General features: G+C 71.1%; 15 protein-coding genes and 2 pseudogenes. 5 read left to right on the top strand and 12 right to left on the bottom strand.

Annotation, left to right across the window (positions count from 1 at the left end):
• Positions 1-2: 2 nt before the first annotated feature.
• From KXC43_RS07130 to KXC43_RS07115, 4 genes and pseudogenes are all read right to left on the bottom strand, one after another.
• Positions 3-968 carry a D-2-hydroxyacid dehydrogenase family protein gene (locus tag KXC43_RS07130; protein WP_221375131.1) on the bottom strand — a complete coding sequence of 322 codons (966 nt, stop codon included), beginning with the start codon at positions 966-968 and terminating at the stop codon, positions 3-5.
• 99 nt (positions 969-1,067) lie between these two features.
• Positions 1,068-1,964, bottom strand: a complete 897-nt coding sequence (locus KXC43_RS07125; protein WP_221375218.1) for a sulfurtransferase — start codon at positions 1,962-1,964, stop codon at positions 1,068-1,070.
• Between the two features lie 63 nt (positions 1,965-2,027).
• A pseudogene (locus KXC43_RS07120) lies at positions 2,028-2,912 on the bottom strand (ketopantoate reductase family protein); the annotation flags it as partial.
• A 161-nt stretch (positions 2,913-3,073) separates the two neighbouring features.
• Positions 3,074-4,135, bottom strand: a complete 1,062-nt coding sequence (locus KXC43_RS07115) for an aldose epimerase family protein (RefSeq protein WP_221375130.1) — start codon at positions 4,133-4,135, stop codon at positions 3,074-3,076.
• 394 nt (positions 4,136-4,529) lie between these two features.
• On the opposite strand from KXC43_RS07115, the gene KXC43_RS07110 reads away from it, so the two are divergent.
• Both KXC43_RS07110 and KXC43_RS07105 read left to right on the top strand, forming a co-directional pair.
• A complete protein-coding gene (locus KXC43_RS07110; RefSeq protein ID WP_221375129.1) occupies positions 4,530-5,573 on the top strand; it encodes a TerC/Alx family metal homeostasis membrane protein in 1,044 nt (347 codons plus the stop codon).
• A gap of 40 nt (positions 5,574-5,613) precedes the next feature.
• Positions 5,614-6,759 carry a hypothetical protein gene (locus KXC43_RS07105; protein WP_221375128.1) on the top strand — a complete coding sequence of 382 codons (1,146 nt, stop codon included), beginning with the start codon at positions 5,614-5,616 and terminating at the stop codon, positions 6,757-6,759.
• 10 nt (positions 6,760-6,769) lie between these two features.
• On the opposite strand, the gene KXC43_RS07100 is transcribed toward KXC43_RS07105, so the two are convergent.
• A complete protein-coding gene (locus KXC43_RS07100; RefSeq protein WP_308128992.1) occupies positions 6,770-7,318 on the bottom strand; it encodes a hypothetical protein in 549 nt (182 codons plus the stop codon).
• 187 nt (positions 7,319-7,505) lie between these two features.
• On the opposite strand from KXC43_RS07100, the gene KXC43_RS07095 reads away from it, so the two are divergent.
• Positions 7,506-8,312: a CAP domain-containing protein gene (locus KXC43_RS07095; RefSeq protein ID WP_308128991.1), complete on the top strand. Its 807-nt coding sequence runs from the start codon at positions 7,506-7,508 to the stop codon at positions 8,310-8,312.
• A gap of 170 nt (positions 8,313-8,482) precedes the next feature.
• On the opposite strand, the pseudogene KXC43_RS07090 reads toward KXC43_RS07095, so the two are convergent.
• The 7 genes and pseudogenes from KXC43_RS07090 to KXC43_RS07060 all read right to left on the bottom strand — a co-directional run.
• Positions 8,483-9,124 (bottom strand): annotated as a pseudogene (locus KXC43_RS07090) (LLM class flavin-dependent oxidoreductase); the annotation flags it as partial.
• Positions 9,121-10,455 carry an LLM class flavin-dependent oxidoreductase gene (locus KXC43_RS07085; RefSeq protein WP_221375127.1) on the bottom strand — a complete coding sequence of 445 codons (1,335 nt, stop codon included), beginning with the start codon at positions 10,453-10,455 and terminating at the stop codon, positions 9,121-9,123. The gene KXC43_RS07085 and the pseudogene KXC43_RS07090, both read right to left, overlap by 4 nt.
• A complete protein-coding gene (locus tag KXC43_RS07080; protein WP_221375126.1) occupies positions 10,452-11,156 on the bottom strand; it encodes an ABC transporter ATP-binding protein in 705 nt (234 codons plus the stop codon). Before KXC43_RS07080 ends, KXC43_RS07085 begins: the two co-directional genes overlap by 4 nt.
• Entirely contained in the window at positions 11,132-11,962 is an 831-nt protein-coding gene (locus KXC43_RS07075) for an ABC transporter permease (protein ID WP_221375125.1), read from the bottom strand. Before KXC43_RS07075 ends, KXC43_RS07080 begins: the two co-directional genes overlap by 25 nt.
• A complete protein-coding gene (locus KXC43_RS07070) occupies positions 11,959-13,017 on the bottom strand; it encodes an ABC transporter substrate-binding protein (RefSeq protein WP_221375124.1) in 1,059 nt (352 codons plus the stop codon). The genes KXC43_RS07075 and KXC43_RS07070 overlap by 4 nt, the downstream gene beginning before the upstream one ends.
• A 35-nt stretch (positions 13,018-13,052) precedes the next feature.
• Complete coding sequence (locus KXC43_RS07065; protein ID WP_221375123.1) at positions 13,053-14,291, bottom strand: ROK family transcriptional regulator; 1,239 nt, start codon at positions 14,289-14,291, stop codon at positions 13,053-13,055.
• A 63-nt stretch (positions 14,292-14,354) separates the two neighbouring features.
• The gene (locus tag KXC43_RS07060) at positions 14,355-15,176 is read right to left on the bottom strand and encodes a DeoR/GlpR family DNA-binding transcription regulator (RefSeq protein WP_308128990.1); all 822 of its coding nucleotides are present in this window, start codon (positions 15,174-15,176) and stop codon (positions 14,355-14,357) included.
• A gap of 288 nt (positions 15,177-15,464) precedes the next feature.
• On the opposite strand from KXC43_RS07060, the gene KXC43_RS07055 reads away from it, so the two are divergent.
• Positions 15,465-16,751 (top strand): ABC transporter substrate-binding protein, encoded by a 1,287-nt coding sequence (locus KXC43_RS07055; RefSeq protein ID WP_255643636.1) that lies wholly within the window; start codon positions 15,465-15,467, stop codon positions 16,749-16,751.
• Between the two features lie 56 nt (positions 16,752-16,807).
• Positions 16,808-17,761 (top strand): carbohydrate ABC transporter permease, encoded by a 954-nt coding sequence (locus KXC43_RS07050; RefSeq protein ID WP_221375121.1) that lies wholly within the window; start codon positions 16,808-16,810, stop codon positions 17,759-17,761.

Here is a 17,761-nt window from a genome sequence, read left to right as displayed (position 1 = left end):
GGTCAGGCCGGCGGCGCCAGCACCCTCACCGGCGCGCCGGCCTGCCACGCGGCGATGTCCTCGACGACCTGCTGATACATGCCACGCAGGCTGGCTTCGGTGACGTAGCCGAGGTGCGGCAACAGCACCGTACGGGGCGCGCCGCGCAGCGGGTTGCCCCGCGGCAGCGGCTCGACGTCGTAGACGTCCAGCCCCGCGCCCGCGATCGAGCCCGCGATGAGCGCCGCGACCAGCGCCGTCTCGTCGACGATCGGCCCGCGGGACGTGTTGACCAGCACCGCGGACGGCTTCATGGCGGCGAACTCGGCCGCGCCGACCAGACCGGTGGTCCGCTCGCTGAGCTTGAGGTGCACGGTCAGCACGTCGCTGCCGGCGAACAGCTCGTCCCGCGACACCAGCGTCGCGCCCGCCTCGGCCGCCCGCTCCGCGGTGAGGTTCTCGCTCCAGGCGATCACCCGCATGTCGAAGGCCTGCCCGATCCGCGCCACCTGCGTACCCATCCGCCCCAGCCCCAGCACGCCCAGGGTGCTGCCTGCGAGGTCGCTGCCGACGGTGGTCTGCCAGCGCCCGTCGCGCAGCGCCCTGTCCTCGGTCACCACGTGCCGCCGGCAGGCCAGGATCAACGCCCAGGTGAGCTCGGCCGTGTTCGAGCTCTTCGTGTTGCCGTACATGGTCGTTCCGCTGATCGTGACCCCGTGCGCTGCGGCCGCCGCGAAGTCGACGGCCGCGTTGGCCATGCCCGTGGTGACCAGCAGCCGCAGCTTGGGCAGCCGCTCGAACACCTCGGCCGGGAACGCCGTCCGCTCCCGCATCGCCACCACGACCTCGGCATCCTGCAACGCCGCGACCAGCGCATCCCGGTCGGCGATGTGCTCGTGCACCACCTCGACGTCGGCCTCCGGCAGCGAGTCGAAGTCTCCGTACGCCCGGGCCACCCGCTGATAGTCGTCCAGCACCACGATCCTCATGCCTGCCACCGTAATCACTGCTGCGTCCAGGCGTGGACGAGGGCGGCGTACGGCCCGGGCCGGCCGGCCAGGCTGTCGATCCGCCGGCATCGCCGTTGGTCAGTGAGGCTGTCGATCCGCTGGCATCGCTGTTCCCCGTGGCGGTCCCGATGGGTCCGCGCCGGTCTCGGCCGGGCGCTCGGGGTCGGACGACCATTCGGACCACGAGCCGGGATAGAGGGCGGCGTCGACGCCGGCGATGGCCAGCGCGGCGATCTCGTGGGCGGCCGTCACCCCAGATCCGCAGTAGACGCCGACCGGCCCCCGCAGTCCGGCGAAGCGCTCCCGCAAGGCGGCCGTGGCCAGGAACCGCTGCCCGTCCAGATTGGCTGCGGTGGGCAGGCTGACCGCACCAGGGATGTGGCCCGCCCGGGGGTCGATCGGCTCGATCTCGCCGCGGTAGCGCTCGCCGGCCCGGGCGTCCACCAGCGACCCGGTCCGGGCGAGCTCGGCGGCCTCGTCCGCGGTCAGGGTGGGCAGCTGCCCGGGCTCGAGCACGATGTCGCCGGCCGGACGGGGACGGGCCTCGCCGGTGGCCTGGAAGTGGCCCGCCTCAGCCCACGCGGCCAGCCCGCCGTCGAGGATCCGCACGTCCGTGACGCCCGTCCAGCGCAGCAGCCACCACGCGCGGGCGGCGGCGAGCCCGCCGCTGTTGTCGTAGACGACGACTCCGCCCCGTCGGGTCACTCCCCACCGGCGTACGTCAGCCTGGAACTTTGCCAGGTCGGGCAGAGGATGCCGACCGGTGCCAGGAGCATGGGGCCCGGCCAGCTCAGTGTCGAGGTCCACGTAGACGGCGCCCGGGATGTGTCCCTCGCGGTAGTGCTCGGCCCCGTTCGGGTCGCCCAGTGCCCACCGCACATCGAGCACCACGGGCGCGTCGGCCGTGGCCAGCCGGCGGTGCAGCTCGGCCACCTCGATCAGGACGTCGTCCCGATGGTCGTCGGCCCGGAGCAGCGCGGCCAGGTCGGCCTCGTCGAGCGAGCCCGGAGCCGTTCCCTCGGCGACCGCCCGGCGTACGCGCTGCTGCACGGCCTGGTTGAGCGGCGTGGCGACACCGTGCAACCGCCCGAGCAGCACGATCTCGCCGTTCAGGTAGTCGGTCTCGGTGGCGACCCCGCGGGCCAGGCTCTGCCAGGTCGAATGTCCCTGCCGAGGATGGCCGGGAACCGGGCGCACGACGAATCCGCTGAGATCGGCGCTCGTCTCGGTCTTCAAGTCGGCCGGCTTGATCCCGGCTGCCGTGAGAACAGCCCTGGCCTCCTGCTGCAGCGCGGCGAGCGCCGCGTCGCGGAGTTCGCCCGCCGGGTAGAGGGCGTCGAGCCCGTTGACGAGGTTGCCCAGCAGCTTGCCGGCTTTCCAGCGCTGGATGTCGGGCACGACCTCGGCGACCAGACCGGCCCGGCGCAGGTCGTCCGCGATGGTCTCGGCCGGCTCACCGGCGCCGGCCGGGTACCGGCCCAGCCACACCACGGCCGGGGTCGGATCGGCCGGGGAGACGACCTCGCCCGCGGTGAGGTAGCTGGCCGGGGTCCGGATGACGCCGCCGATCACCGTGCCGAACAGGCGCAGGGCCAGCCGTTCGTTCTCCAGGCCGTTCTGCAAGGTGAGCAGCGGCAGGTGGGCGGCGCCGGCCCACGCCTCCAGGGCGGCCGCGGTGTCCTGCGACTTGGTCGCCAGCACCAGCACGTCGTCGGCCCGCAGCGTGATCTCGGCCGGGCCGGCGACGACCGGGATGGGCAGCACGTGCTCGCCGTCGGGCCGCAGATAGCGCAGCCCGTGCTCGCGCAGCGCGTCCAGGTGGGCGCCCCGGGCCACCAGGACCACCTCGATGCCGGCCCGGTGCAGCTGGGCGCCCACGGTGGCGCCGACCGCGCCCGCGCCGACGATGATGTAGCGGCTCATCTCGCTATCACAGATCCTTATCAACTGGCGGGTAGGACAGGTGCTCGACATCGTGGGGCTCCGCAGCCTGGCCGCGGTCGCCGACTGCGGCGTGCCCCTCGCCCCACACCCCGGCTCGTCCCTGACCGTCCCACGACGGCGCCTACACCCACCTCCCGCCGTCAGCCGCCTGAGACGCCGAACTGCCACACCGTCGTCGAACGGTAGGTTCCGCCGGGCCGCAGCACGGTCGACGGGAAGGCGGGCTGGTTGGGCGAGTCGGGGAAGTGCTGGGTCTCCAACGCCAAGCCGTCGCCCTGGCGGTAGAGGCGCCCGCTCGTGCCGATCATCGTGCCGTCGAGGAAGTTACCCGAATAGAACTGCAGACCGGGCTCGGTGGTGGAGACGGTCAGCGTCCGGCCGCTGACCGGGTCGCTCACCTCGGCCGCCGCGGTCAGAGCGCTGTCCGAACGGTCGAGGACCCAGTTGTGGTCGTAGCCGCCGGCGTGGCTCAGCTGCTCATCGCCGGTGCGGATGCGCTCGCCGACGGCTACCGGCTCGCGGAAGTCCATCGGCGTGCCCGCCACCGGGCGTAGCTCGCCGGTCGGGATCAGGTCGGCGTCCACCGGTGTGAAATGGCCGGCGTGGAGCCGTACCCGGTGGCCGTAGATGTCGCCGCTGCCCTCGCCGCCGAGATTGAAGTAGCTGTGGTTGGTCAGGTTGACGACGGTCGGCGCGTCGGTGGTCGCCTCGTAGTCGATCCTGAGCGCGTTGCCGGCGGTGAGGGTGTAGCGCACCGTGACCGTCAGGGCGCCGGGGTAGCCCTGATCCCCGTCGGGGCTGATCAGCCGCAGCTCGACGGCGTCCTCCGTCCGGGTGGCCGACCAGATCCGTTTGTCGAAGCCGGTGGCTCCGCCGTGCAGGCTGTTCGGGCCGTTGTTGATCGGCAGCTCGTAGGTCGTGCCGTCGAGCGTGAAGCGGCCCCGGGCTATGCGGTTGCCGTACCGGCCGACAAGAGCGCCGAAATACGGGCCGGGGTTGTCGACATAGCGCTGCAGCCGATCGAAGCCGAGAACGACGTTGGCCGTCGCGCCCGCCCGGTCGGGCACCTCGACGCTCTGGACGATCCCCCCGTACGTAAGGATGCCGACCCGCATGCCCTCGCCGTTGGCAAGGACGTAGCGGTCGACGGGGCCATCGGACGTCGCTCCCCAGCGCTCGGGGCGATCTTGCGGTGCGGACATCCCCTCACCCTAGAGGGGTGCCGGTGTTCGTCCGCTCCTAGTGGCGGTGGCGATGGTGATGGCGGTAGCCGGCCGTCAGCGACAGCGCCGCCATCGAGATCAGGGCGCTGACCACCAGCAAGGTGCCCAGCAGGATGTCGAGAAGCATGGCTGACCTCCCTCTTCATTCACGATGCGACGGAGCGGCGACGGCGTCAACCGGTTCGCGTGATTCACCACCCGGGGACTTGGCCGTGTCCAAGATCGTGGGCTAGTGTGCGCGGCGAGGGGAGTACCTCACAAAGAGCGTCGCGGTCATCACGGGCATCTCGGCATGCCCCCGTGCGCTCGCCTGCCACACCAGCAGGTGAGGGAGACCTCGGACGATGGCGCACATCTCCGAGGAGGCTCCCTGATGTCGCATAGTGTCACCCTTGCCGCCCCACTCGAAACCGTCGCTTCGCCGCAGTTGTGGATCATCAGCATCGTGGTCCTGCTGGGGTTGCTGGCCGCCGACTTCGTCGTCACCCGCCGGCCGCACGACGTGCCGATGCGCGAGGCCGTCGGCTGGTCGGTCTTCTACCTGACCCTGCCGGCCGTGTTCGGCCTGGTGCTGTGGTGGGCGTACGGCAGCAAGCCGGCAGTGGAGTTCTACACCGGGTTCGTGGTCGAGAAATCGCTGTCGGTCGACAACCTGTTCGTCTTCATGCTGCTGCTCAGCGCCTTCGCCGTGCCGTCGGCCCTGGCCCAGCGGGTTCTGCTGTACGGCATCGCCGGCGCCCTGGTGCTGCGAGGCATCTTCATCGCGCTCGGCGCGGCCGTGCTGCAGGCCGGCACCTGGGCGTTCCTGCTGTTCGGGGCCGTGCTGCTGGTGACCGCGATCAAGGTCATGCGGGACGCCCGGAAGGGCGAGGAACACGCGGTCGACATCGACAACATGCGCAGTGTCAAGCTCCTGCGCCGGTTCTTCGGAGTCACGAAGGAGTACCACGGCAGCAAGATGGTCATCCGCCAGGCCGGCCGCCGGGTGCTGACGCCCCTGGCCGTCGTGGTGGTCGCCGTCTTCATGACCGACGTCGTGTTCGCCGTCGACTCGGTGCCGGCCGTGTACGGCGTGACCGAGGATCCGTACCTGGTCTTCGCGACCAACGCCTTCGCCCTGATGGGTCTGCGCGCCCTCTACTTCGTGCTCCGCAACGTGCTCGACAAGCTGCGCCACCTCGACTACGGCCTGGCCGTCATCCTGGCCTTCATCGGCGTCAAGCTGGTGCTGCACTGGGCGCACGGCATCTGGACCTGGCTGCCCGAGGTGCCGACCCTGGCCTCGCTGGGCGTCATCGCGGTCACCCTGATCACGGTCACCATCACCAGCGTGCTGGCCAACCGCCGCGACGAGGCCGCCGCCCGGATCGCCGCCGACGACCCGGTCCCGGCCGGGAGTGCTCGCCCGGATCAGTGACCGCGGGGAACCGGACCGGCCGGCTCGGAGTCTGACGCCCATGAGACTTGGCCGGGGGATGCTCGTCGCGGCGGCGTTGTGCGGATCGTCGGCCTGCGGCCCGGCAGCTCCGCCGGTGACCGAGGCGGCCGTGCCGGAAGGCTGGCAGCAGGTGACCGGCGGGCCGCTGAGCCCGCGCGAGCAGGCGCTGGGGCTGTGGACGGGCACCGAGGTGCTGCTGCTGGGCGGCAGCGACTCCGCGCCGTGCCCGCCCAACGCCAGCTGCGCCGTCGACCCCACGCCGGTGACCGACGCGGCCGCGCTCGACCCGGCGACCAACCGCTGGCGGCCGGTCGCCTCGCCTCCGGTTCCGCTGCTGGGCGCCCAGGGTGTGGTGATCGGGCCGACGGCGTACGTGCTGCCCGACACCACCCGGCGCGAGGTGCTCGGCTACCGCGTCGACAAGGACAGCTGGACGCGGTGGCCGGCACCGTTCGACCGCCGGTCCGGCTACGAGCTCGTGGACGCCGGCGATCGGCTGGTCGCCTATCGGAACACCGACGAGTACGGCTCCGGCCCCGACTACGTCCTGGACCCGGCGACGATGCGCTGGAACGCCCTGCCGGACGACCCGCTGGGCGCCGCGTTCAGCCGCACCCTGGAGTGGAGCGGCCGGGAGCTGCTGCTGTTCGACCACGAGCTGGTGCCCGACCCGAACGGGGAGAAGCCATCGCTCACCCGGGTGGCCGCGCTGAATCTCGGTGCCGGCACGTGGCGCCGGCTCCCGGACGCGCCGATGCTGTTCACCGGGCCGTGGCTGCGGACCGACGGCGGCCTGGTCAATCCGACGCCCGGCGGCGCCGACGGCGGGCAGGTCAACAACTGGGGCCGTACGTATCCCAACGGCGGCCTGCTCGACCCGGCCACCGGCCGGTGGTCACCCCTGCCGGATCCACCGGGCGGCGAAGAGCTCGGCGCCGGGGCCCGCACGGCCACCTCCGCCCTCTATCCCGTGGTCGCCGAGGCGGTGCTCAACACGGAATCCGGTACGTGGGAGAAGGTGCCCGACATCCCCGGCGGCGACGCGTCCGGGCGGACGGTCGTCGCCGCCGGGATCCGCATGGTCGTCTTCGGCGGCGCCCAGTGGAAGGGCTCGCGGGCCGAGGAAGGCAAGCTGCTCAACACGACGTGGATCTGGACGCCCTAGGGCGCAGGCGTCACAGTTCCGTCAGGGGCACCGGGACAGCCGTGCAGAGGGCGTCGGCCCGGTCGACCACGAGGTCCTCGGCGGTCGGGCAGCGGCGGTGCAGGGCGGCCAGGGCGTGGTCGTACGCGGGGCGGCTGAAGGGCATCTCCCGCATCCGGGTGACCGAGGCGCGGACGGCTGCCGCGAAGTCCGCGGGCCACTGCACGCGGTGCAGCGCCTTGACGATGTTGGTGTCCCGGTCGACCAGCACGATCTGCACCGTGCCGTCGGAGTCCACGCCGGGCAGGCCGTCCTCGGGCGCGAACAGGTGGGGGTTGTACGGGGCCTGGGACCAGGTCAGGACGGGGCCCAGCCGGTAGGCGAGGATGCCGGCGTGTTCGCTGTCGACCCAGGCGAACCTGGTCGGCGCGGCCGTGACGGCTTGGACCTCCAGCTCGTGCGGGCAGCTCAGGAACATCATGAGCTGCACGGGCTCGCCGGCGAACATTGTCAGGGCAGCTCCCTCGGGCCAGCTGACGTCCGGCTCCAGCCGACTGCCCACCTCCACAATCAGGTGCACGGACTCAGCGTAGCGGCGCGGACGCCCTCAGGTGCGGGGTTGGGCGGACCGGACGCCTGGGGGCGCGTCCGCCGGCCCGAAGGCAAGGAAGGGCATCGATCTTTAAGTTTTCTTCAATAGGGGTGCGGTGGAGGAGCGTACGCCGCAGAGTCAGTCGGCGTTGCCCCCGAAACGACAGAGGATCACCGTGCGCACTCGTCATCGCCGCCCCACCCGGACCCGGAACCTCGTGCTGGCCACCGTCGTGCTCGGCGTGCTGGGCGCGGGCGCGGCCGGCATCGCCTCGGCCCAGACCGGCGGGCAGCGTCAGCAGCCCGCCACCCGGCCCGCCGCGGCGGCACAGCTCGGTCCGGCCACGCGCGCGACCGAGGCGGCCCGTGACAGGCGCACCCACCGGCCCCGGCCGCGGCCCACGGTCACGACCGCTGCCCCTCGGCCGACGACGGCCGCGCCGACCACGGCTGCGCCGACCACTGCCGTACCCACGACGGCTGTGCCGACGACGGCCGTGCCCACCACAGCGGCGCCGACGACCGTGCCGCCGACGAGCGCTCCCGTGACGACCCCGCCCGCGGACACCGTGATCGATCAGGTGCTGGCCCACATCAACGCCGCCCGCACCGCGAACAACCTCACTCCGTACGTCCTGAACGCGAACCTGTCGAAGGCCGCGGCCGCCCACAACGCGCTGATGGTGGGCGGCTGCGGCCTCTCGCACCAGTGCCCGGGGGAGGCCGGCCTGGGCGACCGCTTCACCGCGGCCGGCGTCTCCTGGAACTCGGCCGGCGAGAACATCGGTCAGGGCAACGCCGCGAACAACGACGCCTCGATCGTGGCCGCCGCCAACGGGCTGACCGACCTCATGCTGGCCGAGGTGCCGCCGAACGACGGCCACCGCCGCAACCTGCTCAACCCGAACTTCAAGCGCATCGGCCTGGCCGTCACCCGCGGCGCCGACGGCCGCGTCTGGTTCACCCAGGACTTCGTGAACTGAGGACGATCGCGTCGCCGACCCGGGCCGTCTCGCGCTTGTAGGGGGTGTCGGAGAGGACGAAGTGCGTGATGCCCAGGTCCGCGTACGCCCCCAGCGCCGCCCGCACGTCGTCGGCCGAGCCGACCAGCCACGTCGTGCCACGCCTGTTCGCGCGTGTCCCGGATCAGCGTGGTGATGCGCAACCCGAACTCCAGCGGCGGCAGGTCCCGGTCGGCGATCCCGTCGAGCGGCTCACCCCAGAACAGCTGCACGTCGGCCTCGGTGGCCGAAACCCGTTCCGCCGCCTCCGACGCGCCCCCGAAGTAGAGCCGCGGCGGGCTGGACGGGAGCAACGGCAGGGTCGAGCCGGTCACCCCGAAGTGCGTGCCCTCGAAGGTGACGTCCTCCTCGGTCCACAGCCGGCGCACGATCCGCATGAACTCCTTGGTCCGGGCGTACCGCTGGGTCTGGTCGCCCTCGACGTCGCCGTACGCCGAGAGGTTGTCCTTCCCGCTGACGATGTTGACCAGCAGGCGCCCGCCGCTGAGGTGGTCGAGCGTGGCCGCCGCGGAGGCGAAGTGTGCCGGCTGCCAGTAGCCGGGCCGGATCGCCGCCAGCGGCTTGAACGTGGTCGTCCGGGCGGCGATCGCGGTGGCGACCGTGAACGTGTCGGGCCACCCCCAGCCGGTGCCGATCAGCGCGCCTTCCCATCCGTGTTCCTCGGCCGTGCGGGCCAGGTCGACGCTGTGTTCGAGCGTGCCGTAGCCGCTGACGGCGTCGTCGCCGCGGTGCCCCGGCTCGACGGTGTTGGGGATGTACCAGAGGTAGCTCATGCCAGTGCCCCTTGCGGCGCCAATCGGTTGGCCGGGCGGGGAAGGCCGTAGTGCTCGCGCAGGGTGGCGCCCGTGTACTCCGTGCGGAAGAGCCCGCGCTCCTGCAGGATGGGCACGACCTCCGTCGCGAACGCCTCGATGCCGGACGGCAGCACGGCCGGCATGATGTTGAAACCGTCGGCCGCGCCGTTGAGGAAGTAGTGCTGGATCGTGTCAGCCACCTGCACCGGCGTGCCCGCGAAGGTGCGGTGCCCGCGGCCACCGCCGAGCTTGCCGATCAGCTGCCGCACGGTCAGATTGTCGCGCCGCGCCCAGTCGACGATGAGCGTGCGGCGGCTCTTGGCCCCCTCGATCTCGTCCTCACTCGGCAGGTCGTCCGGCAACGGCTCGTCCAGCCGCAGCCGGTCGGCGTCGACCCGCAGCGTGTGAGCGAGCGTCGCCACGGCGTACTGCGGTGCGATCAGGCGGTCCAGTTCCGCGTCGAGTTCCCGCGCTTCGGCTTCCGACGAGCCGATGACCGGCACGATCCCGGGCAGCACGACGACGTGGTCGGGGTCGCGGCCGGCCGCCACCGCCCGGCGTTTGATGTCGGCGTAGAAGGCCTGGCTCTCGGCCAGCGTCGGCTGCGCGGTGAAGACCGCCTCGGCCCACTTCGCCGCGAAGTCCTTGCCGTCCTCGGACGAACCGGCCTGCACGAGCAGGGGATAGGCCTGCGGGGAGCGCGGCACGTTCAGCGGGCCGTCCACCCGGAAGAACGCACCGCTGTGGTTGACGGGACGCACCCGGTCGCTTCGGGCGTGCACTCCCGAGAAGCGGTCGGCCACGACAGCGTCGTCGGCCCAGCTGTCCCACAGTTTCGTGGACACCTCGAGGAACTCGTCGGCCCGCTCGTATCGCGTCCGATGCAGGGGTTGGTCCTGCAGGCCGAAGTTGCGGGCAGCGGCGTCCCCGGCGGTGGTGACGATGTTCCACCCGGCCCGTCCGCGCGACAGGTGGTCGAGCGAGGCGAAGCGGCGGGCCAGATTGAACGGCTCGTTGTACGAAGTGGACGCCGTGGCAATCAGTCCGATGTGGCGGGTGCTCACGGCCAGCGCGGCCAGCAACAGGGTCGGCTCCAGCTTCCCGGCCGGCCGGCGGCCCGGATCGCTCCACAGCACCGGGCTGTCGGCCAGGAACACCGAGTCGAACCGGGCGTCCTCGGCCACCCGGGCCAGATGCTGGTGGGCGTCGAGCGACAGGTTCGAGTGCGGATCCGAGGCGGGCAGCCGCCACGACGCCTCGTGGTGGCCGGTGTCGTGCAGGAACAGGTTGAAGTGCAACTGACGGCTCATCGGATTTCCAACTCCTCCAGCAGGAAGGAACGCAACTCGACCGGCGACCGGCCGGCCACCTGCACGTCGGCCCGCACCACCCCGGCGTCGAGCACGATCACCCGGTCGGACAGCGCGACGGCCTCGTCGACATCGTGGGTGACGAGCAGGACGGCCGGTTTGTGGGCCTCGCACAGCTTGCGCAGCAGTGCATGCATGCGGATGCGGGTCAACGCGTCCAAGGCGCCGAACGGCTCATCGGCCAGCAGCAACTGCGGTTCCCGTACGAGCGACCGCGCGAGCGAGACCCGCTGCTGCTCGCCGCCGGACAGCTGGAACGGCCACGACCGTTCCCGCCCCGGCAATCCGACCTCGGACAGCGCCTGCTGACCGCGCGCTGCCGCATCCGGCCCGCGCACCCCCAGGACGACGTTGTCGAGGATCCGCCGCCACGGCAGCAGCCGCGAGTCCTGGAAGACCACCGACACCGACTCCGGCACCTCGATCTCGCCGTAGCCCGCCACGTCCCGGTCGAGCCCGGCCAGCGCCCGCAACAGCGTGCTCTTGCCCGTCCCGGAGCGCCCGATCAGCGCCACGAACTCGCCCGGCGCGATGTCGAGATCCAGCCCGTTGAGCACACCGCCGCTCTCGCTGAAGCTCCGGTGCAGGTCGCGCACCCGCACGGCGGGCGGCGCGATCAGTCCTCGAGTGTCCGTCGCCATGCCAGCACCCTCCTTCCGACCAGGCGCACGGCGCTGTCCGCGCAGTAGCCGAAGACTCCGTAGATGACCAGGCCGACGACGATGACGTCGGTCTGCCCGTACTGCTCGGCCAGCGTGATCATGTGACCGATGCCGGCCGTCGCGTTGTACTGCTCGACGACCACCAGCCCGAGCAGCGACGAGGTGACCGCGAACCGCATACCGAGCAGGAAGCCGGGCAGCGCGCCGGGCAGCACGACGTGCCGCACGAATTCGCCACGCCCGATGTCGAGGGTCTCGGCCAGCTCGGCGTACTTGCCGTCGATGCCGCGCAGCCCGTTGTGGGTGTGCACATAGATCGGGACCATGCTGATCAGCGCGATGGTCACGACCTTCATCTCCTGGCCGATGCCGAACCAGGCGATGAACAGTGGGATCAGGGCCAGCGTGGGCACCGACCGCTTGACCTGGATCGGGCCGTCGATCAGCGATTCGCCGAGCCGCGACAGGCCGGAGACGACAGCCAGCACGCCGCCGGTGGCCACCCCGAAGCCGAGGCCGAGCGCCGCCCGCTGCAGCGAGGACAGGATGTTGCCGAGCAGGTCGTGGTCGGTCCACTGCTCGCCGAAGGCCACCACGACGTCCCACGGCGCGGTGAGGATGGCCGGGCTGATCAGGCCGGTCGCCGAGCCCGCCGACCAGACGGCCAGCAGCAGGATCGGGCCGACCCAGAAGGCGTACGGGATGCGGCGCCCCGGTCCGAGCCGGCGCCGCACGACGCGGACGTCGGGGGTGGCGGTCCGGGGCCGGGTCTCGGTGATCGTCATGCGGCGTCACCGGTGACCACGTCGGCCCCCGCGGCGTCGGCCTCGACCTTCTCGAAGCGCCGGTCGACGAGGGTGCTCACGTCGAGCTTGTCGCGGTCCTGCTGCTCGGCCAGCAGGTCGGCTGTCTGCTGGAGCCGCTCGATGGCGTTGTCCCAGGTGGCCGGGATGCCCTTCTTGCCGTCGACGGCCACGACGTCCTTGGCATCGTCCGCGCTGAGCCCCTGCACCTCCTGCAGGTAGGCCTTCGCGTACCCGTCGGGGTTGGCGTTCTGCCAAAGCAGGGCCTTGGCCCGTACGCCGACGTAGACCTTCAGCGCGGCCGCCTTCTCCGCGTCCTGCACCGATTTCGTGAGGCAGTACAGCGTCGACGCGTCGTCGCGGATGCCGGTGAGGATCGCCCCGCCGCCCGGATACTTGGCCTTGTAGATCTTGACGTGGGCCGCCCCGATCGGCGCCACGTCCACCGCCTTGCTGCCCAGGGCGGTCACGTACGAGTCGCCGGTGCTGGTCAGCTCGACCAGGGTGACGTCATCGCGGGTGAGGCCCGCCTTCTGCAGCACTCGCAGCACCAGCGCGCCCTGGGCCTGGCCCGCGCTGTAGGCGATCTTCTTGCCCCGCAGGTCGGCCGGCGAGGTGACGTTCACCCCGGGCGCGACGCCGAGCTGGTAGATCGGGTGGTTGATCGGGTCGACGATGACCGACTGGAAGACGATCTTCGTCGAGGTGCCGGTCCAGGCCGCGAAGAGCGAGGGGATGTCGGCGACCGCGCTGCAGTCCAGCTTGTCGCCCCGGAACGCCTGGATGCTCTGCGGGCCGCCGCTGATGTTGGCCCACTCGACCTCGACGCCGGCCTGGGAGAGCTCCTTGTCCAGGCCGGACGCCTGCACGATGGCCTGGACGGCGGGGTCGCCGATGCGGATCGCGGTGCCGCCGGCAACCTTGTCGGGCAGGGCGGCCGTCAGCTCGAGCTGCGCCCCGGCGTCGTCGCCGCATGCACTGGTTGCGAAAAGGGCTCCCGCCAGAGCGACGGCGAGGAGCGGGGGTGGGGTTCTCATGAATGCATGCTATGCAGATAGGAATTAGGGGGTAACTATGCGTCCTGCTGAATTAAGTCCGCCCTGGTCGCAGCGGCCGAGCTTGCTGCGCTGTCGCAACTGAGCGGGGTCGCGAAGACGTGGTCGAGCGCCGTGGCGCCGCCGGCTACGGCCAGGACGTCGCGGCCGAAGCTGCTCGCGCGGACCGTCGTGGGTACGTCGGCGCTGCTGGAGGACCAGGCGGCGGCCTCGGTGCGCAGCGCCCGGAGGCAGCCCGGCAACCGGTTCGCGCCGGCCTCGGAGACGATGAGGACCTCGGGGTCGAAGAGGTCGAGCAGCAGGGCGGCGGCCCGGCCGACGAGGCGGGCGCGCTCGGTGAACATCGCCAGGGCGTCGGCGTTTCCGCCCGCGGCGGCGTCGAGCAGCGCGCTCAGCTCGGGCCGGTCGATCAGCCCGGCAGCCTGGGCGCGGCGCACGAGCGTGCGCTCCGAGACGGCGGCCTGCAGGCACCCCGTACGGCCGCACGCGCAGACCTCGGTGTGGCCCTCGATCGGAAGGTGGGCGACCGCGCCCGCGGCCGATCGCGGACCGTGGTGGATCGTGCCGCCGGCTGCGAAGGCGACGTCGACGACGTTGCCGATGAACAGGTGCACGGCGCTCTCGCGGGCCCGGCCGGCGGCGGCGCCGAACAGCTGCTCGGCTCGCAGCAGCGCCCGCGAGTTGCTGTCGACCCGGGTCGGCAGGCCGGTCGAGGCGGCCAGGACGGCGCCGAGCCTTACGTCGCGCCAGCCGAGCAGCGGGTGGTCGACGACCGTGCCGTTGGTGGTGTCGATCCAGCCGCCGGTGGCGACGCCGAGGCCCAGGATCCGCCGGCGCGTGCGGCGCAGGACAGAGATGCGGTCGGCCAACGCGGCCAGCACGGCGGCCGGGTCACGCGCGCCGTGCGGGTCGCGGCGCTGGGCGATGATCCGGCCGCGCAGGTCGAGCAGGGCGACCGTGGCGTGCGGGACGGCGATGTGCGCGCCGATCACGGCGACCCGGTCGGGTTCGATGTCGAGCGGCACGTGCGGGCGGCCGATGCCGGGCGGGCCGGCCGCCTCGGGCGCCTCGCGGACCAGGCCGCGGTCGAGCAGTGAGGCGACCACGCCGCTGACCGAGGCCGCCGACAGCCGGGTGGCCCGGGCCACCGTGCTGCGGGCGATCGGCCCGTGGTCGAGGACGGCGCGCAGCACCGCTCCGGCCGGGTCACGGGATCGCCGCGGATCGGCCGGCGGCAGGTCGCCACGCCGGGTCATGCACGGAGGCTAGCCCCGGCCCGGGCGCACAGCCGCACGAAGTAATCGGTCGGTAACAGGCCCTTATCGGGCGCCGGGCGGGGTGATCAGCTCGACCTCGCCGGCCTCGAGGGCGTCGCGCAGCTCGGGCCCGGGCATGGCGTCGGTGATCAGGTAGTCGGCGCTGGCCAGCTCGGAGACCTGCGCGAACAGGCGGCGGTCGAACTTCGAGGAGTCGGCCAGGATCGCCACCCGGGCCGCCCGCGAGATCATCTCTTGCATCATGGCCGCCTCGGCCAGGTTGCTGGTCGTGTAGCCGGCGTCGGCCGCGACCGCGCCCACGCCGATCAGCGCCAGGTCGCAGCTGATGTCGAGGTCGGCGCCGCCGTTGGCCCGGAAGCTGACCGGCCCGATGGTGGCCAGGGTCAGCGAGCGTACGGCGCCCCCGAACACGTAGATGTCGCGCACCGCCGAGGCGGGCAGCGCGGCCGGAACCAGCAGGTTGTTGGTGGCCACGGTGAGGTCGCGGTGCTGGCCCAGCAGGCGCGCGAGCGCCAGCGTGGTCGTGCCGCCGTTGATCATGATCGTGGAGCCGTCCTCGACCAGCGACGCCGCGAGCGCCGCGATCTTCTCCTTCTCCTGCTCCTGGATCGAGAGGCGCTGGTCGACGGCGCGGTCGGTGCGGGTGATGGTCGAACGGCTGACCGCCCCGCCGTACGTGCGCACGAGCACCCCGTCCGCGCTGAGCTGGTCGAGGTCGCGCCGGACGGTGTCGATCGAGACCCCGAAGCGCTCGGCCAGGGCACTGACGGTGACCTGCCCGGCTTCGGTCACGTACGCCGCCAGCTGGGCCTTGCGGCCCGCCGGCAGGTGGCGTTGCCGATCGTCCTTCTCGACGTTCGTCACTGCGTCCCCCCTCATTGTGTGCGGCAGTATGCCACACCTGTGCAGCACCTTGCTTAGAGTGGCGAAGAGCCGCATAGTTGGGCAACTGCCCGATCGGACGGCCTTGAGCAGCAGTTCTCCAAGGTGGACGACCAATCGTGCCGACGGCAAGTGTGCACCATGCCGCAACTTCTTGCCGAACTTCGCAAGATTCTGCGGTTCTTGCTCTTGTTAACTCCCGTAACACGTTGCTAACGTGACGACAATCTCGCAGAGAACAGAGGAACCTCTCTATAGAAGGAGTCCGCGATGGCGGCACGTTCCACCCGGTTGAGGCGTTGGACAGCAATAGCGACGGCGGTCGGCCTGGCCGCGGTCATGGGGGCCTGCGGGGGCGGCTCGGACGATGCGAGCTCGGACGGAACGGTGACGCTGGAGTTCGCCCAGTGGTGGGCTCCCGAGCTTCCGGACGGGTCGTTCGACAAGATCATCAACGAGTTCCAGACGGCCAACCCGACCATCAAGGTCAAGCTGCTGAGCGCGCCCTACGCGTCGACCAAGCAGCAGCTGGTCACCGGCGCCGCGTCCAAGACGTTGCCCGACGTCGTCGGCCTCGACGGCGCCTGGGTCAACGACTTCGCCAAGCAGGGCGCCATCGCCGACATGTCGAAGCTGATGACCGACGCCGGCTACGACGCCTCCCAGCTCGCGAGCCAGGTGCAGGTCGACGGCAAGACGTACATGGTCCCGGTCGTCAACTTCGTCTACCCGCTGTTCGTCAACCAGGACCTGCTGACCAAGGCCGGCGTCGACAAGGTGCCGAGCACGCGTACGGAGTTCCTCGACGCGGCCAAGAAGATCAGCGCCACCGGCGACAACGTCAAGGGCTGGGCGCTCCCGCTCGACACCGCTGTCCCCAACGGCATCCAGAACGACGTCATGTCCTGGCTGTGGGCCTCCGGCGGCAGCATGCTGGCCGACGGCAAGCCGGCTCTGCAGACCCCGCAGGTCAAGAGCGTCGTCGAGTACGTGAAGAGCCTGAACGACGCCGGTGTCATCGCGCCCGGCTCGCTCACCATGAAGGAACAGGACAAGGTCGAGAAGTTCACCACCGGCCAGGTCGGCATGGTGGTCGACTCGCTCGCCCACATCAACCTGGTCAAGAAGAACAACCCGGACCTCAAGTTCACGGTCGCGCCCATCCCGGCCGAGGACGGCTACACCGGCAAGCGCGGGATCCCGTACGCCTCCTGGGGCATCGGCGTCGCGAACTCCTCCGAGCACAAGGCCGAGGCCTTCAAGCTGGTGCAGTACCTGATGGACGCCAAGGCCAACGCCGAGCTGGCCACGCTGGCCAACGGCTTCCCCGGCAACAAGACCGCGAAGCCCGACTTCACCGACAGTGACCCGCTGTTCAAGCAGGCCTTCGACATCTACTCCGAGGGCACACCGGCCAACGAGTTCGTCGGACTGCCCAAGTCCGAGGACCTCATGCGCAGCTTCGACGAGCAGCTCCAGCTGGTGCTGACCGGCAAGGGCTCGGTCGACGACGCCCTCGCGAAGTCCCAGGAGAACTGGTCCTCGGTGATCGAATAGTCCGCCCGGGCGCCGCGCCGGTCCGCCGGCGTGGCGCCCGACCAAGGAGACAGCGAATGACAACCGCGCCCGCCGACCCCATCGTCAAACCGGAAAGCGCTCCGCCGGCCGAGCCGGCCGCGCCGGGACCGAAGCGCTCGTCCGTGGCCCGGCGCCTGCTCCCGTTCGGCTATCTGTCCCCGACGATCGTGCTGATCGTGGTCCTGATGATCGTCCCGATCGTCATGGTGATCAGCTACTCGTTCCGGGACAACGTGATCGTCCAGGAGAACTCGGTCTTCGCCGGGCTGGCCAACTACACCGACGTGTTGACCGACCCCGACTTCCTGGCCGCGATCAAGAACACCGGCATCTTCATCACGGTCAGCATGGTGGCCCACCTGCTCCTCGGGCTGGGCTTCGCCATGATGCTGAACAGCCCGCTGCTCGGCGGCGTCGCCAAGTCCCTGTTCCGGGTCGTCTACGTGCTGCCGTGGCTGTTCACCATCGCGGTGATCGCGGTCATCTGGCGCCTGCTGCTCGACCCGTCCGGCGTGGTCAACTACGTGCTGAACGCCCTGGGACTGATCGACCAGGGGGTGGACTGGCTCGGCAGCCCGAGCACGGCGCTCTGGGTCGTCACGTTCGCCAACATCTGGTCCGGCTATCCGTTCTTCATGATCAGCTTGCTGGCCGGCCTCCAGGGCATCCCCGGGGAGCTGTACGAGGCGGCGTCCGTGGACGGCGCCAGCCCGTGGCGAAAGTTCCTGCACGTGACGCTCCCGCAGCTGCGACCCGTGATCATCAGCATGGCCGTGCTCGATCTGATCTGGACGTCCCAGCAGTTCGCCCTCATCTGGATGATGACCGGCGGCGGGCCGCTGAACTCGACCGAGATGCTCAGCACCTTCACCTACAAGCTGGCCTTCAGCGAGTACGAGTTCGCGACCGCCTCCGCCAGCGCCGTGGTCGTCCTGCTGCTGACGATGATCCTGGCCTTCTTCTACGTCCGTCAGCAAAGGGAGCGGTGA

Origin of the sequence: Paractinoplanes polyasparticus (assembly GCF_019710575.1) — a bacterium.
Classification (GTDB): domain Bacteria; phylum Actinomycetota; class Actinomycetes; order Mycobacteriales; family Micromonosporaceae; genus Actinoplanes; species Actinoplanes polyasparticus.
This window is presented reverse-complemented; position numbering and strand designations above follow the sequence as displayed.